We start from the raw sequence: 15027 nt of genomic DNA, 5'->3' as shown, positions 1-15027 counted from the left end.
TAGCGGCTTGTCCGGCGGCGGTGTTTCCGATATCGTGCCGGCTTGGGATAACCAAGGGCCAGTCCCGAAACCCGACGGATCGACATGCTCGTCTGTCGGCGCCAATCCCGGTGTCGTACGGCGCATGTCTCGACATCGGAGATCGCCTTGGCGCCCGTTCCCCACCGTTCTGCGTCACCCTCGTCGGCTTCGCCTTCCTCTACGGCACCAGTTCCTGCGGCATCCTCGACGGTGTCCTCGCCGGCCCAAGCGACCCATGCGGACTGCGCTACCGCACGCGAACGCCCGCGCACCGGACACGTCTGGCTGCTTGCGTTGACGGTGTTCCTCGTCGGCATCGACGAGAACATCTGCACCGGCATTCTCCCGGCGATCGCCCGTGGCCTGAACGTTTCCGTGGCGTCCGCAGGACAACTCACGACCGTCTTCTCGGCAGTGTTCGCCTTGTGGGCTTTCACGATGGCGGCGTGGCTCTCGCGTTACTCGCGACGGCGAGCGCTCGTCGCCGCACTCGCGGCATTCACGCTCAGCAATCTCGCGGCAGCCTTCGCGCCCGACTACACCGCACTGTTCGTCATGCGCATCGCCATGGCGGCAAGTTGCGCGACCATCGTGCTGCTGTGCTCGCGCCTCGCCACGGAAATCACGCCCCCCGACTATCACGGACGCGCCGTCGGCATCATCTTCATGGGCATCAGCGCATCGCTGGTGCTGGGTGTGCCGCTCGGCATGTTGCTCGAACACCGCGCCGGATGGCGCGCCGTCTTCGCGGGCATCGGGCTCGCCAGCGCGCCGCTTGTCCTCGTTCTCTGGCGCGCCTTGCCGTCGGGCACGCCACCTGTAGGGCTGACCCTGCGCGCGTACCTGCGTGCGCTGGCCCACCCCCGACGGCTCGCGGCGCAAGGCGTAACGATCGCCATGCTCGGCGGGCACTTCACGTTGTTCGCCTATCTTGTGCCTTACCTCCAGTCGCGCTTCGCGCCATCTTCCAATGCCCTGAGCCTGCTGTTTCTCGCATTCGGCGTGGCGGGCGTCGCAGGCGCATGGCTTGGGGGATGGGCGGCCGATCGCGCCGGTGCGGCAACATCGTTGCGCGGTTGTCCCGCGTTGTTTCTCGTTGCGATGACGGGGGTGCCGCTCGCGGCGATGGGCGAGGGCGGCGACGTGTGGCAGGTCGTCGTCTTTCTCGTTGCGATGATGGTGTGGGGCTCACTGTCGTGGTCGATCTCGCCCGTGGTGCAGAACTTCCTGATTCGCACCGCGCCGCAGGACGCCGATGCCAACGTCGGCGTGAATGTCGCAGCCATGCACGTCGGTGTGGCGCTGGGCGCGGGCGCCGGCGGCGCGCTCGTCGATGCCGGTGCGCTGGCGTTCACGCCGTGGGCCGGCTGTGCGCTGGTGGCACTGGCCATTGTGTGCGCTTGGGGCGCGACGCGTCGTTGCTGACGGCGTCGCGCCGCCCCGGCTTCCATCGCGCGCGCTCAGCGCACATCGAGCGGCACGGCAGAGGTGCACTTGATCTCATCGAGGCACACGCTCGATTTCACGGCGCTCACGCCAGGAATGCGCATCAGCGTATCGAGCAGAAAGTCCGACAACGCCTTCAAATCGCGGGCGACGACCTTGAGCACGTAGTCGATGTCGCCCGTCACGGAGAAGCACTCCTGAATCTGCGCCAGTTCCGCGACCAGCCCCTTGAAATTCGACAGGTCGCGAATATGGCCGCGCTCCATCGTCACATGGACGAACGCCACGACGCTGAATCCGAGCCGCTGGGCGTCGAGCCGGGTGTCGTAGCCCCTGATCACGCCCATCTCTTCGAGACGGCGATGACGCCGCAGCGTCTGCGCCGGTGAAAGCTTGATCGCCTCGGCGAGTTCCAGATTCGAAATCCGCCCGTTGGACTGCAGTATCCCCAGCAGGCGTACGTCAATTCGATCGATCTCAATGTTGTGCACTTTTATTTCCTATCGAATACACATTATGAAATATTAGTGCATAACCTAGGGTTTCCCTAGCATGCTTACGAAATCCTATTTTGTCCTCCCGCACTTACACTGCCCCTCGTGAAATGACGCAAATTCACGCACGATGCGAGAAACGGCAAGGGTTCTGACGAACGGAACGAACGGATTCTGATATCCCGACTCACGGGTCCGAGATACACAATTTTGTTTCATATTCGACGTCACGACGGCTTGCCCGTAGACACTCCCCGGTCAGTGCGCGCGTCCCAGAACGCTGTCATCCCTGCAAATCACCTCATCAAGCCGAGACGATCATGGCCGACCTGTTTGACAATCCGATGCAACTGATGGGCTTCGAATTCGTGGAATTCGCTTCGCCCACACCGAACGTGCTCGAACCCATTTTCGAGCAAATGGGCTTCTCGCTCGTGGCACGTCACCGCTCGAAGGACGTGCTGCTCTACCGCCAGGGCGACATCAACTTCATTGTGAACCGCGAGCCCAACAGCGAAGCGGCCTATTTCGCCGCCGAGCATGGCCCCAGTGCGTGCGGCATGGCGTTCCGTGTGAAGGACTCGCACAAAGCCTACGCCCGTGCGCTGGCACTCGGCGCGCAGCCCGTCGAGATCGAAACCGGTCCGATGGAACTGCGTCTGCCTGCGATCAAGGGCATCGGCGGGGCCCCGCTCTATCTGATCGACCGTTTCGAAGAAGGCAAGTCGATCTATGACATCGATTTCGAATACCTCGAAGGTGTCGAGCGTCATCCGGTCGGCCACGGCCTGCGGCTCATCGATCACCTGACGCACAACGTGTACCGCGGCCGCATGGCCTATTGGGCGAATTTCTACGAGAAGCTGTTCAACTTCCGCGAGATCCGCTACTTCGACATTTCGGGCGAATACACCGGCCTGACGTCCAAGGCCATGACGGCGCCCGATGGTAAAATTCGCATTCCCCTGAACGAGGAATCGGCCAAGGGCAGCGGCCAGATCGAGGAATTCCTGATGGCCTTCAACGGTGAAGGCATTCAGCATATCGCCTTCCTCACCGACAATCTGATCCAGGTCATCGACAACCTGCAAATGGCGGGCGTCGATCTGATGACCGCCCCGAACGACTTCTACTACGATGCGCTCGAAACGCGGTTGCCGGGTCATGGTCAGCCGGTCGGCGAACTGAAGTCGCGCGGCATTCTGCTCGACGGCACGACCGAAGGCGGCAAGCCGCGCCTGCTGTTGCAGATCTTCTCGAAGACGCTGCTCGGCCCGGTGTTCTTCGAGTTCATTCAGCGCGAAGGCGACGACGGCTTCGGCGAAGGCAACTTCAAGGCGCTGTTCGAATCGCTCGAACGCGACCAGATCGAGCGCGGCACGCTCAAGGTCTGAGTTCCGGGGGAGACGCGGTCATCTGCCCGTGCCATCGGGCAGATGATCCCAAAGGACACGGCGACGGCGCCATAAGCGTCGCGCCGTGGCGGCTCAACGGTTCCGGTTCGTTCTTACCGAACGAAAACAGAGCACCGCGCCGCGAGGCAACGATAGGGTAAGGAACAACATGTCCGCCAACGCAGCACAAGACGGCTCGCTTCACCGCGGCCTGAAGAATCGTCACATCCAATTGATCGCGCTCGGTGGCGCGATCGGCACCGGCCTCTTTCTAGGCATCGCTCAAACCATCAAGACTGCCGGCCCGTCCGTTTTGCTGGGCTACGCCATCGCTGGCATTGTCGCGTTCTTCATCATGCGACAACTCGGCGAGATGGTCGTCGACGAGCCGGTCGCCGGTTCGTTCAGTTACTTTGCCAACAAGTATTGCGGCCAGTTCGCGGGCTTCGTGTCCGGCTGGAATTACTGGGTGCTTTACGTGCTGGTTTCGATGGCCGAGCTCTCTGCCGTCGGGATCTACGTACAGTACTGGTGGCCGGCGATTCCCACGTGGGTCTCGGCGCTCGTGTGCTTCGGCCTCATCAACGCCATCAATCTCTCCAGCGTGAAATCGTATGGTGAGATGGAATTCTGGTTCGCCATCGTCAAGGTCGCCGCCATCGTCGGCATGATCGGATTCGGCGGCTATCTGCTCTTCTCCGGCCAGGCCGGCCCCGAAGCCGGGGTGGCCAATCTGTGGCAACACGGCGGCTTCTTTCCCAACGGCGTTTCCGGTCTCGTGATGGCAATGGCCGTCATCATGTTCTCCTTCGGCGGACTCGAACTCGTCGGCATTACAGCGGCGGAAGCCGACGATCCGTCGCGCACCATTCCGCGCGCCACCAATCAGGTCATCTATCGCATTCTGATCTTCTACGTGGGGGCGCTCGGCGTGTTGCTCTCGCTGTACCCGTGGGAAAAAGTCGTGACCGGCGGCAGCCCGTTTGTGCTGATCTTCCATGAGCTGAACAGCAACTTCGTCGCACACGTGCTCAATGCCGTAGTGCTTACCGCCGCCCTGTCCGTCTACAACAGTTGCGTGTACTGCAACAGCCGCATGCTCTACGGTCTGGCCGGTCAGGGCAATGCGCCGCGCGCACTGCTCAAAGTCAACGCCCGCGGCATTCCGCTGGCAGCGCTCGGCGTCTCGGCCGCGGCGACCGCCGTATGCGTGGTGATCAACTACTTCATGCCGGGTAAGGCGTTCGAACTGCTGATGGGATTGGTCGTCTCCGCCCTCATCATCAACTGGGCCATGATCAGCGTGATCCACCTCGCGTTCCGTCGTGCCAAAGCGCGCACGGGTCAGACCACGATCTTCAAGAGCCTCGGCTATCCGCTCACCAACTATCTGTGTCTCGCGTTCCTCGCCGGTATTCTGGTCGTGATGTACCTGATTCCCGACCTGCGCATCTCCGTGTACCTGATCCCGGTATGGCTGGTCTTGCTGGCTATCGGTTATCGCCTGCGCCAGAAAAACAGCGCCGCCCCGGTTCCGGCGGGCGCAACGCGTTAAATAAGTCAACGCGTCACCCCATGCCGCTCCGGGGGTCTGTCGCCCGGAGCGCACCCGGCAGTGCCGCACTAGCGGTATCATCGGTCGTTTGAAGCACCGCCGACGCTCTGGCTCCGGCGTCGGCACGCGCCCCGCCCGATCGATCCGGCATGTGCCGACGGGGCGCCCCGGCGTGCGCATCACCGATTTTCTTTCGTTTTTTCAGGACCTGCCATGTTCGAACACATCGATGCTTATCCCGGCGACCCGATCCTCTCGCTGAACGAGAATTTCGCAAAGGACCCGCGTGCCAACAAGGTCAACCTGAGCATCGGCATTTACTACGATGACGCCGGCCGTCTGCCGGTCATGAACGCGGTGCGTCAGGCCGAAGCCCTGCTGCTCGCCGAAGTCGGTCCGAAGCCGTATCTGCCGATGGCCGGTTTCGCGAATTACCGCGACGCCGTGCAGGGCCTCGTGTTCGGTGAAGACTCGCCGGCGCGCCGGAACGGCAGCATCGCCACGGTGCAGACGCTCGGCGGCTCGGGCGCGCTCAAGGTCGGCGCCGACTTCATCAAGCGCTACTTCCCGGACTCGCAGGTGTGGGTCAGCGACCCGACGTGGGACAACCACCGCTTCATTTTCGAGCGCGCCGGTTTTACCGTGAATACGTATCCGTATTACGACGAAGCCACCGGCGGCCTGCAATTCGAAGCGATGGTCGACGCCATCGACCAGTTGCCGGCACGCAGCGTGGTGCTGCTGCACGCGTGCTGCCATAACCCGACCGGCGTCGATCTGAACGACGCGCAGTGGGTGCAACTGATCGAGGTGATCAAGCAGCGCGAACTGCTGCCCTTCGTCGACATGGCGTATCAGGGCTTCGGCTCGGGCATCGACGCGGACGCCTTCGTGATCCGCGAGCTTGCGCGTCAGGACCTGCCGGCATTCGTCGCCAACTCGTTCTCGAAGAACTTCTCGCTGTACGGCGAGCGCTGTGGCGGCCTGTCGGTCATCTGCGAATCGCCGGACGCCGCCGACCGTGTGCTGGGACAGTTGACGAGCGCCGTGCGCTCGAACTACAGCAACCCGCCGACGCATGGCGCGAAGATCGTCGCCAAGGTGCTGAGCACGCCGGCGCTGCGCAAGTCGTGGGAAGACGAACTCTCGGCGATGTGCCAGCGCATCACCCGCATGCGCGGCGCGATCCACGAAGGTCTGCGCGGCCACGTGCCGGAGACCATGCTCACGCGTTATCTGGAACAGCGCGGCATGTTCACGTACACGGGTCTGACGGCCGCACAGGTCGATGTGCTGCGCGAGACCCACGGCGTCTACCTCATTCGCTCGGGCCGTATGTGCGTCGCCGGTCTGAACGAAAGCAACGTCGCCGTGGTGGCAGAGAGCATCGCCAAGGTGCTGAACGGCTGAAGATCGGCGAATGCCCGAGGGCTGAGTGCCCCAGGGCTAATGACCGAGACCCCGGAAGAGAAAGGGACGGCAAGCGCCGTCCCTTTTTCATGCGTCGTACGTCATGCGTTCACGCGAATTCAGGCGAATCATGACGCCTTGCGCAGGAACGCCAGCAGGTCGGCGTTCACCTTGTCCGCTTCGACGGTGCACATGCCATGCGAGCCGCCCGGATACACCTTGAGCGTCGCATTCTTGACGATCTGCGCGGTGAGCTTGCCGGCGGCGTCGATCGGCACGATCTGATCGTCGTCCCCATGGAGTACGAGCATCGGCACGTCGATCTTCTTCAGATCCTCGGTGTAATCGACCTCGGAAAACTCCTTCACGCACAAATAGTGGCCGAGGTGCGAGCCCCAAATCCCCTGCAACCAGAACGAATCGATCACGCCCTGCGACTTCTTGGCGTTCGGACGGTTGTAGCCGTAAAACGGCAAAGCCAGTTCCTGATAGAACTGCGAACGATTGGCCGCGACGTTCGCGCGAATCTCGTCGAAAACGCTAATGGGCAGACCGCCCGGGTTCTTCTCCGACTTGGCCATGACCGGCGGTACGGCGCCGATGAGCACCGCCTGTGCGGCGCGCCGCGTGCCGTGGCGTCCGAGATAGTGGGCAACTTCTCCGCCACCGGTCGAATGGCCAACGAATGTGGCGTCCTTCAGATCGAGATGCTCGACGAGGGCCGCGAGGTCGTCTGCGTAGGTGTCCATATCGTTTCCGATGCCCGGCTGATCCGAGCGGCCATGACCGCGACGGTCATGAGCGATGACGCGAAAGCCGTGCTGTACCAGAAACAGCATTTGTGCGTCCCAGGCGTCGGCGCAGAGCGGCCAACCGTGGGAGAACACGACCGGGCGACCCTTGCCCCAGTCTTTGTAGAAAATCGAGGTGCCATCCTTCGTCTTGAACGTGCTCATGGTGTCATCCTTGCGCAAAGCGCGATAGAACCTAAGAACGATAGCGAGGGGCGTCGCGACGTGGCGCCTGTAACGGCAAACGGCGGGGGATGCCACGTCACGACACGACTGAAGGCGCAGCGTAATTGAAATAACTGCTCAAACGACTCGCACGATCTGAGCGCAGCAGCGAAATCAACGGCCGGCCAGTGTGACGGGACTTCGCACGTCGGCATGTTGGTCAACGTCAGCGAAGGCTTTCAATTTAAGGCGTCGATGAGCCCCGTTGCAAGGTGAGAATTTTTGACGCGCAAATGAGTGACATTCACGAAACCATCCCGCATCCGCCATGCAAGGCAGCCTGATGTTCGACGCACGTTCACCACATCCGGCACGCGTCGGCCCGATCGGCTCGTCAGCAGGTCTGCGCGCTTGGCGTTATATTGGGCGTCCCGCGGCGTTGATGGCCGCTTATCTCGAATGCGCCGACTCCCATGTCCCATCCGTCCACCGATTTGTCCCAGTTTCCGATCACGCGCAAGTGGCCCGCTGTGCATCCGGAAATACTGCAACTGTATTCGCTGCCCACGCCCAACGGTGTGAAGGTGTCGATCATGCTCGAGGAAATCGGGCTGCCGTATGAAGTGCACCTCGTGAGCTTCCAGACCGACGATCAGCTTTCGCCGGAATTCCTGTCGCTCAACCCCAACAACAAGATTCCCGCGATTCTCGACCCGAACGGTCCCGGCGGTAAGCCGTTGCCGCTGTTCGAGTCGGGGGCGATCCTCTGGTACCTCGCGGAGAAGACCGGCAAGTTGCTGCCCGTCGATCCGGCAGCCCGTTACGAAACGCTGCAATGGGTGATGTTCCAGATGGGCGGCGTCGGCCCGATGTTCGGCCAACTCGGGTTCTTCCACAAATTCGCCGGCAAGGAATACGAAGACAAGCGTCCGCGCGACCGTTACGTTGCCGAGTCGAAGCGTCTGCTCGGCGTGCTCGATGCGCGGCTGGCCGACCATCGCTGGATCATGGGCGACGAGTACACGATTGCGGACATCGCCACGTTCCCGTGGATTCGCAATCTCGTGGGCTTCTATGAGGCGGGCGACCTGATCGGCTTCGATCAGTTCAAGCACGTGCAGCGTGCGTTGAGCGCGTTCGTCGCACGTCCTGCGGTGATCCGCGGTCTGGATATTCCGAAGCGCCCTGCCTGAGCGGCAAGCATTGCGGCATTGCCGCATTTCGACATCGCAAAGTCCGAAGGTCTGGAAAAATGGCCGGTGCATCGGCGAGAGGCACCGGCCTGAGGTCGCGATGTTGCACGAGGAGGTACTACCCCGCCGGGAGTCGGAACGACGACCCGACGGGTACGACAGGAATCGCAAGACGCGCACGACAAATGCGGCGTCGCGGCGTTGCGACGTGAGACCACTCCGGTTGGGAGACGCTGCCGGGCGAACCTGACCGTTCGGCGCACTTCACAGGAACTACAGGGACGTCAGGCCGACTTCCTGAAGCGCGCCGCTTCTTCCGAGCCGCCTGTGGCATTGCCGGCACTGTACGAGTGCGCGCCCACGCCGGCGAGCTTGCCGTCCTGCACGATCAGATACTCGTTTCGGATCGGGCGATTTTCGAAATAGCACTCCAGAATTTCGCGCGTCCCCGCCGCGTAACGCGTTTGCGCCGAGAGGCTTGTGCCGGAGATGTGCGGGGTCATGCCGTGATGCGGCATATGACGCCACGGATGATCGGCCGGCGCCGGTTGCGGGAACCAGACGTCGCCGCCGTAGCCCGCGAGTCGACCACTTTCGAGTGCGGCGGCGACGGCGTCACGATCGCACAGTTTTCCGCGCGCCGTGTTGATCAGATACGCGCCGCGCTTGAAATGCTTCAGGCTGTCGGCGTTGATCATGTGCTCCGTCTCCGGGTGCAAGGGACAGTTCAGTGTGACCACGTCGCACACTTTGGCGAGGCTTTCCAGACTCGTGTGGTGCGTGAGGTTCAGTTCCTTCTCAACCGATTCCGGCAGGCGGTGACGATCGAGGTAGTGCAGATGTGTGCCGAACGGCTTCATCAGTCGCAGCACACGCAGGCCGATACGCCCTGCGGCCACCGTACCGATATGCATCCCTTCCAGATCGTACGAGCGCTCCACGCAGTCTGCGATGTTCCAACCGCCCTTGAGCACCCATTGGTAGGACGGCAGATAGTTACGTACGAGCGCGAGCGTCGTCATCATCACGTGTTCGGCAACGCTGTTGCTGTTGCAATACGTGACCTCCGCAACGGTGATGCCGTGTGCCATCGCAGCTTGCAGATCGGTGTGATCCGAACCGATGCCGGCGGTCACGATCATCCTGAGCTTCTTCGCACGCTTGATACGCTCAGCCGTCATGTAAGCGGGCCAGAACGGCTGCGAGATCACGATTTCGGCGTCGGCCAGTTCGCGATCCAGCACGCTGTCGTCGCCATCCTTGCTCGACGTCACGACAAGTTGATGGCCGTTCGATTCGAGATACTTGCGCAAGCCGAGTTCGCCCGACACGCTCCCGAGCAGTGCGCCCGGCTGAAAATCGATGGCGCGCGGCGTGGGTAGCGTCTGACCGTCGGGGTAGCACTCGATCTTCGGCAGATCGTCACGGGCGTAGCGCTCCGGGTATCCGGCAATGGGGTCGTCGTACAGCACACAAACAATCTTGGCCATGGTGTCTCGCTCCTGAAGGGTTATCTGCAAGATGTCTGCTGGCGGCGCATGCCAGCGCCGCTGCATTGAGGCCAATGATCCGTGTAGGGGGCTCGCGTGGAAAATCGTTCCGGCTGATCGGTTGATCGGTGCGCCCTATCAATGCGGCACCGTGATCCGGTGGTGTCGAAATATCGGTGACGCACTCGTGGTCGGCACGAGCGAACTGCCCCGGCGCATGGTGAGGCCGGCGGTTCACCCGCACGATGAACACGCAGGGCGCGTTGTTGGTGGCGGGTGTGGTGGATGTGTCAGAGCGGCAGGAGGGCGTCCAGCCGCGTTTGCAGGTCCACCGCCCGGAAGGCGGCGACCGCCGCTTCGAGCAAGGGCGGACGCGGCTGCCGTTCGCGCAGGATCAGGCCGATCTCGCGATGCAACGCCGGTTGCAGCGGCACCGCGTGCAATTCGTCGCGCATCTCGGCCAGACACAGCACGCTGTGGGGCACGATGCTGAAAAGCCCGGCACATCGCACATGCGCGTACAACGCCATGAGCGAATCCGTCTCGACTCGCGGCAACGCCGCCGTGCCCGCACTCGCGAGCGCTGCGTCGATCCCTTGACGGCACTGCATATTGTCCGTGAGCAGACATAACGGCAGCTTTGCCGCCTCATGCCACGACAGTGACGAGCGCCCGGCCAGCGCAGACTCGTCACGGGCAATCAGCACATAGCGCTCGCGAAAAAGAGGGAGCGTCTCGAATTCACGCAGACGCGGATCGTCGAGATAGCTGAGCCCGACATCCAGATCGAGTTCCGAGAGTTGCCGCAGCGCCTGCGTCGCAGACAATGTGTAGACCTCGTGGCGCATGCCGGGGAATTCACGCAGGCACGCATCGGTGAGCAGCGGCACCAGTGGCAAGGCGGTGGGGATCGCGCCGATACGCAGACATCCGTTGACTTCGCGACGAATGGCGCTTGCCTCCTGACGCAGTCCCTCGCAATCGGCCAGCACCTGACGCGCCCACGCGAGCACTCGCTCCCCCTCAGGGGTAAAGCCTTCGAAACGACGGCCTCGCCGCACGATCGGTAAGCCGAACTCTTCCTCGATGCTTCGGATCGCGCCCGACAGCGTAGGCTGCGACACATTGCATAACTCGGCGGCACGCCGAAAATGCTGCGCCTGAGAAAGCGCCACGAGATAGCTCAACTGCCGAATGAACATGGCTGGTGTCTCCCCCTTGTGCCCCGGCGACATCGAAGAGGCCGAGACTGCGGCAGCCCCGTACCGCCATCGCTATATTTTTTGAAATATAGCGCAAGTCATCACGCATCAGTCATGAGAATATCGCATAACTGTTATGGCTAATTTGCGCCGGGCGTGGTGGAGGACGCGCCCGGCGGGGGCATACCGGAAGGCGAGACCGGCGCGCTGCCGGCCGGCACCGGCGCGGAGGACGACGCGGAGGACGACGCGGAGGACGGCGTCGAAGGGAGCGCCGACGGCGATGTCGAACTCCCCCCCGGCCCGTTCCATTCCCCCGGTACACCGGGAATCGTGGCGCCATGCGGCGCGCTGGCGGGTGGCTGGTACTCCGGCTGCGCCAGTACGGCCGAAGCGACCGGCACCGGCAGCGGCCCGCCGTCGCTGGCGGCGTCCGGTAACGGCACCGTAGCGTCGGACGACGTCGGCGCAGGTGCGACCGGACGCTTCACGGGCGCTTTGGGTTTCGGCTCCTGCGGCTTCGCGAACAGACCGCTCACCCAGTCGGAAGCTTTCGTCCAAAGCTCGCTATACCAATGGCGGTTGTCCGGCGCCTCAAACTTCGCATTCGCGTCGATGATCCTGGCACGCAACGCGCGCGAGAACACATCGCCGACGATCGGTAATGCGCTATGCGCGCCTTGGCCCCAGTAGTCGCTGCGCAGCGTGATTCGGCTGTCGTTGAATCCGACCCACGCCCCCCCGACCAACTGCGGCTGCATGAGGATGAACCATCCGTCGGTGTTGTTCTGCGTCGTCCCGGTCTTGCCGGCGACGTCGGCACGAATGCCGAAGCGCGTGCGAATGGCGTTCCCCGTACCGCGATTGACGACGCCGCGCATCGTATCGAGCAACGTGTAGTCGTCGTTTCTCGAGAGCGCCCGCTCCGGACGCGCCGGCGAGAACGTCGCCAGCACCTCGCCCTCGCCATTCGTAATCTCCGTCACCATCGTCGGTTCCCGATACTCTCCGCCATCCGCGATCGTGCCGTAGGCGGCCACCATCTCCTTGAGCGAAACGGGGCTGGTGCCGAGCGCCAGGGAGGGCACCGGATCGAGTTTGCTGTCTCTCACGCCCATCGCTCGCGCGAGCCCAACCACGCGAGACGGCCCGACATCCTGCATCAACTGTGCGGTGACGGTGTTGCGCGACTGCGCGAGCGCGTCGCTCAACTTCATAGGCTTGTTGGTCGGAGCGGTGTCGTCGCTGGGCCGCCAGATTTCTCCGCCGGCAAGCGGGATTTCGACGGCTTGGTCGACGATGGTGTCGTCAGGTGAGCGCCCCTTGATAAAGGCCGCCCCGTAGACGAACGGCTTGAAGGTGGACCCCGGCTGGCGGCGCGCCTGCTGAACGTGATCGAACGGGTCGGTCGTAAAGTCGCGGCTGCCGACCCACGCGCGAATGCCGCCCGTGCGCGGGTCGACAGCGAGGAAACCGGCCTGCAAACGGGTCTTCGTCGCACGCAAGGTCTGCATGAACGTCTTGTCCGCGAGCAGACGCTTCATCGCCGCCTCCGGTGCCTCGCCGCCCGCGATGGCATTGCGATACTCCGTCGATTCCCGCACAAACGCTTGCACCAGCGCAGCACTGTCGCGCCAACCGCCGCGCGCCGACCAGTTCGCGTCGGCAATCGCCTGCAACTGGTTCGCCTGACGCGTGAGGGCCTGCGTCGCCATGGTCTGCAAACGTGAATCGATAGTGGTGTGCACCACCAGGCCGTCCGAGTAAATGTTGTAGCCGTTGCGATCCGCCCAGCCGATCAACCACTTGCGCAGTTGCTGCGCGAAATGCGGCGCCGGGCCGGGCTCCTCGGTCTGCCTTTCGAAGTCGATGCGCAACGGACGCTTTTGCAACGTGGCGAGTTTCGACGCATCGAGATCGCCGAATTTGACCATTTGTGCGAGCACGGTGTTACGGCGTTGCAGCGCCCGCTCGGGATTGATCACCGGGTTGTAATAGCTGTTGCCCTTGAGCATGCCCACAAGTGTGGCCGCCTCGACGACATCCAACTGATCGGCCGATTTATCGAAATACGTACGCGCCGCCATTTCGATGCCGTACGCGTTGTACAGGAATGGCACGGTGTTCAGGTACGTCTCGAGAATCTCGGGCTTGGTGTACAGCGCTTCGATTTTGAGCGCGGTGATGGCCTCTTTGATCTTGCGGGTGAGCGTGGGCGCGCGGCCGATATCGTCCGGATACAGATTGCGTGCGAGTTGCTGCGTGATGGTCGAGCCGCCCTGGCGATCCCCCGAGAAGGTACGAAGCGCTGCGCCGGCCGTGCGTTTCAGATCGATACCGTGGTGCTCGTAGAAGCGGTGATCTTCGGTCGACACCAGCGCCTTGACCACGTTGGGCGACACGTCGTTAAGCGACACCCATTCGCGATTCGAGGGCCGGAATTCTGCGAGCAGCTTGCCGTCGGCGGACAACACTTGTGCGGGCTGGTCGATCTTCGCTCGTCGGATATCCCGGATGCCCGGCGTAAAGGGAATCAGGACCAGCGTGTACGCGATGAGCAGACAAGGCAACGCAGCGATGGCGATGAGCACGCCGCGACGCGTGGGATGACGCAGGTGGTACCAACCGCGGGTGACATACGGATGCAGCGGCTGCAAAAGGCGCAGACCTTGCCGGCCCACCTGGGCGACGGCATGCAACAACGATGAATACAGCGACGAAATCGGGCGCTTCACGATGAGGGACAGCGTGGCAAAGTCCGCATCCTACCAAAACCGTCGGGCATTCCCCTGGCTGCCGGGACGGCCGCCGCACGAGAAACACCGACGCAGCCGATTCGTCGAGCGTCGCATGCGATGACGGCCGCGGCACCGTCTTCCGACTCGACATTGCGTGCCGACATTGAATCCGAGGGCGTTCGCGACAGTTTGTCGCACACGCCGCTCGCGTTTTCACGTGCTTGACGCGCGTCAAATTCGGCAGCGCCCCGTGCTTCTACCATCGCTCCTGCTCACTCACGACTTTGGAAACCATCATGAAGCACTCACTCGGCGCCGCGGCCCTCGCAGCCGCGCTGATCACCGGCGCCGCCTCGCTCAGCGCCCCCGCCAACGCGCAGAGCGCCGCCCCCGAAGCCCCGAAGACGTTCGGTTTCATCAAGGACAGTTCGCAAGGCATCTATGCCGGGGACATTCTGGCGCGCGTGCGCGCTATCGGCATCCTGCCGGACTCGCATGCCAGCGGGAGCGTGCTGCCCACGCTCGGCGTGAGCGTGAACAACGCCATCGTGCCGGAGCTCGACTTCACGTACATGATCCTCGACAACGTCGGCGTCGAACTCATTCTCGGCATGTCGCGCCACCAGCTCACGTCGAGCCTCGGACATCTCGGCGGCGTCAACGTTCTGCCGCCGACGCTGTTGTTGCAGTATCACTTCAATCACGCAGGCAAAGTGCGCCCCTATGTGGGCGCGGGCATCAATTACACGCGCTTCTGGAATAGCAATCTGAATGCGGGCGGCACGCCCATCGAGATCAAGAACCACAGCGTCGGTCCGGCACTGCAAGCCGGCGTGGATATTCAGATGACCAAGAACCTGTTCTTCAACATCGACATCAAGAAGCTCTGGATGAAGACGGATACGTCGCTCGCCGGCACCGATCTCGGCACGCTTCACATCGACCCGCTGATCGTCGGGGTCGGCGTTGGCCTGAAGTTCTGATATCCGGTGTGGGGCGCCACGCGCTGGGGGGCCGTGGCGCTCCTTTTTTGAGTTCCGCAAGGAAGATGTGTATTGACCCAGTGAAAACCTGCTCAAGTCATAATCGAGGAAAAGACGATGAGCAAGGCGATGGAAGAAGACATCA

The 15027-nt window shown here is 62.6% G+C and carries 11 protein-coding genes; 6 read left to right on the top strand and 5 right to left on the bottom strand.

The window, feature by feature from the left end:
• Positions 1 to 231 precede the first annotated feature (231 nt).
• Positions 232 to 1446, top strand: coding sequence for an MFS transporter (locus PAN31108_RS17065; protein WP_246184014.1), 1215 nt, complete (start codon positions 232 to 234; stop codon positions 1444 to 1446).
• Between the two features lie 35 nt (positions 1447 to 1481).
• On the opposite strand, the gene PAN31108_RS17060 is transcribed toward PAN31108_RS17065, so the two are convergent.
• On the bottom strand, positions 1482 to 1958 hold the full coding sequence (locus PAN31108_RS17060) for an Lrp/AsnC family transcriptional regulator (protein WP_150670023.1): 477 nt from the start codon (positions 1956 to 1958) through the stop codon (positions 1482 to 1484).
• A 323-nt stretch (positions 1959 to 2281) separates the two neighbouring features.
• Between PAN31108_RS17060 and hppD the strand changes: the two genes are divergently transcribed.
• The 3 genes from hppD to PAN31108_RS17045 all read left to right on the top strand — a co-directional run bounded on the left by hppD (position 2282) and on the right by PAN31108_RS17045 (position 6320).
• Entirely contained in the window at positions 2282 to 3355 is a 1074-nt protein-coding gene (gene hppD, locus PAN31108_RS17055) for a 4-hydroxyphenylpyruvate dioxygenase (RefSeq protein WP_150670022.1), read from the top strand.
• 169 nt (positions 3356 to 3524) lie between these two features.
• Entirely contained in the window at positions 3525 to 4910 is a 1386-nt protein-coding gene (locus tag PAN31108_RS17050; RefSeq protein ID WP_150670021.1) for an amino acid permease, read from the top strand.
• A gap of 213 nt (positions 4911 to 5123) precedes the next feature.
• Entirely contained in the window at positions 5124 to 6320 is a 1197-nt protein-coding gene (locus PAN31108_RS17045; RefSeq protein WP_150670020.1) for an amino acid aminotransferase, read from the top strand.
• 128 nt (positions 6321 to 6448) lie between these two features.
• Here the strand turns inward: PAN31108_RS17045 and PAN31108_RS17040 are convergent, their stop codons facing one another.
• A complete protein-coding gene (locus PAN31108_RS17040; protein WP_150670019.1) occupies positions 6449 to 7276 on the bottom strand; it encodes an alpha/beta fold hydrolase in 828 nt (275 codons plus the stop codon).
• Between the two features lie 473 nt (positions 7277 to 7749).
• Here PAN31108_RS17040 and PAN31108_RS17035 point away from each other — a divergent pair, with 473 nt between their 5' ends.
• Positions 7750 to 8469, top strand: a complete 720-nt coding sequence (locus PAN31108_RS17035) for a glutathione S-transferase N-terminal domain-containing protein (protein WP_150670018.1) — start codon at positions 7750 to 7752, stop codon at positions 8467 to 8469.
• A gap of 284 nt (positions 8470 to 8753) precedes the next feature.
• Here the strand turns inward: PAN31108_RS17035 and PAN31108_RS17030 are convergent, their stop codons facing one another.
• The 3 genes from PAN31108_RS17030 to PAN31108_RS17020 form a co-directional block, all read right to left on the bottom strand.
• Positions 8754 to 9959 carry an NAD-dependent formate dehydrogenase gene (locus PAN31108_RS17030; RefSeq protein WP_150670017.1) on the bottom strand — a complete coding sequence of 402 codons (1206 nt, stop codon included), beginning with the start codon at positions 9957 to 9959 and terminating at the stop codon, positions 8754 to 8756.
• A 290-nt stretch (positions 9960 to 10249) separates the two neighbouring features.
• Positions 10250 to 11161 carry a LysR family transcriptional regulator gene (locus PAN31108_RS17025; RefSeq protein WP_150670016.1) on the bottom strand — a complete coding sequence of 304 codons (912 nt, stop codon included), beginning with the start codon at positions 11159 to 11161 and terminating at the stop codon, positions 10250 to 10252.
• 140 nt (positions 11162 to 11301) lie between these two features.
• Positions 11302 to 13896, bottom strand: coding sequence for a penicillin-binding protein 1A (locus PAN31108_RS17020; RefSeq protein ID WP_370819679.1), 2595 nt, complete (start codon positions 13894 to 13896; stop codon positions 11302 to 11304).
• Positions 13897 to 14195: 299 nt separating this feature from the next.
• On the opposite strand from PAN31108_RS17020, the gene PAN31108_RS17015 reads away from it, so the two are divergent.
• Entirely contained in the window at positions 14196 to 14882 is a 687-nt protein-coding gene (locus tag PAN31108_RS17015) for an OmpW/AlkL family protein (RefSeq protein WP_150670014.1), read from the top strand.
• Positions 14883 to 15027 lie beyond the last annotated feature (145 nt).

The sequence above is a fragment of the Pandoraea anhela genome, from assembly GCF_902459655.1.
Lineage (GTDB): Bacteria > Pseudomonadota > Gammaproteobacteria > Burkholderiales > Burkholderiaceae > Pandoraea > Pandoraea anhela.
This window is presented reverse-complemented; position numbering and strand designations above follow the sequence as displayed.

Bases quoted from the DNA above. Each gene is read 5' to 3' on its own strand.
- PAN31108_RS17040 (WP_150670019.1), bottom strand. From the start codon at position 7,276: ATGAGCACGTTCAAGACGAAGGATGGCACCTCGATTTTCTACAAAGAC.
- PAN31108_RS17025 (WP_150670016.1), bottom strand. From the start codon at position 11,161: ATGTTCATTCGGCAGTTGAGCTATCTCGTGGCGCTTTCTCAGGCGCAG.
- PAN31108_RS17015 (WP_150670014.1), top strand. From the start codon at position 14,196: ATGAAGCACTCACTCGGCGCCGCGGCCCTCGCAGCCGCGCTGATCACC.
- PAN31108_RS17050 (WP_150670021.1), top strand. From the start codon at position 3,525: ATGTCCGCCAACGCAGCACAAGACGGCTCGCTTCACCGCGGCCTGAAG.
- PAN31108_RS17045 (WP_150670020.1), top strand. From the start codon at position 5,124: ATGTTCGAACACATCGATGCTTATCCCGGCGACCCGATCCTCTCGCTG.
- PAN31108_RS17030 (WP_150670017.1), bottom strand. From the start codon at position 9,959: ATGGCCAAGATTGTTTGTGTGCTGTACGACGACCCCATTGCCGGATAC.
- hppD (WP_150670022.1), top strand. From the start codon at position 2,282: ATGGCCGACCTGTTTGACAATCCGATGCAACTGATGGGCTTCGAATTC.
- PAN31108_RS17035 (WP_150670018.1), top strand. From the start codon at position 7,750: ATGTCCCATCCGTCCACCGATTTGTCCCAGTTTCCGATCACGCGCAAG.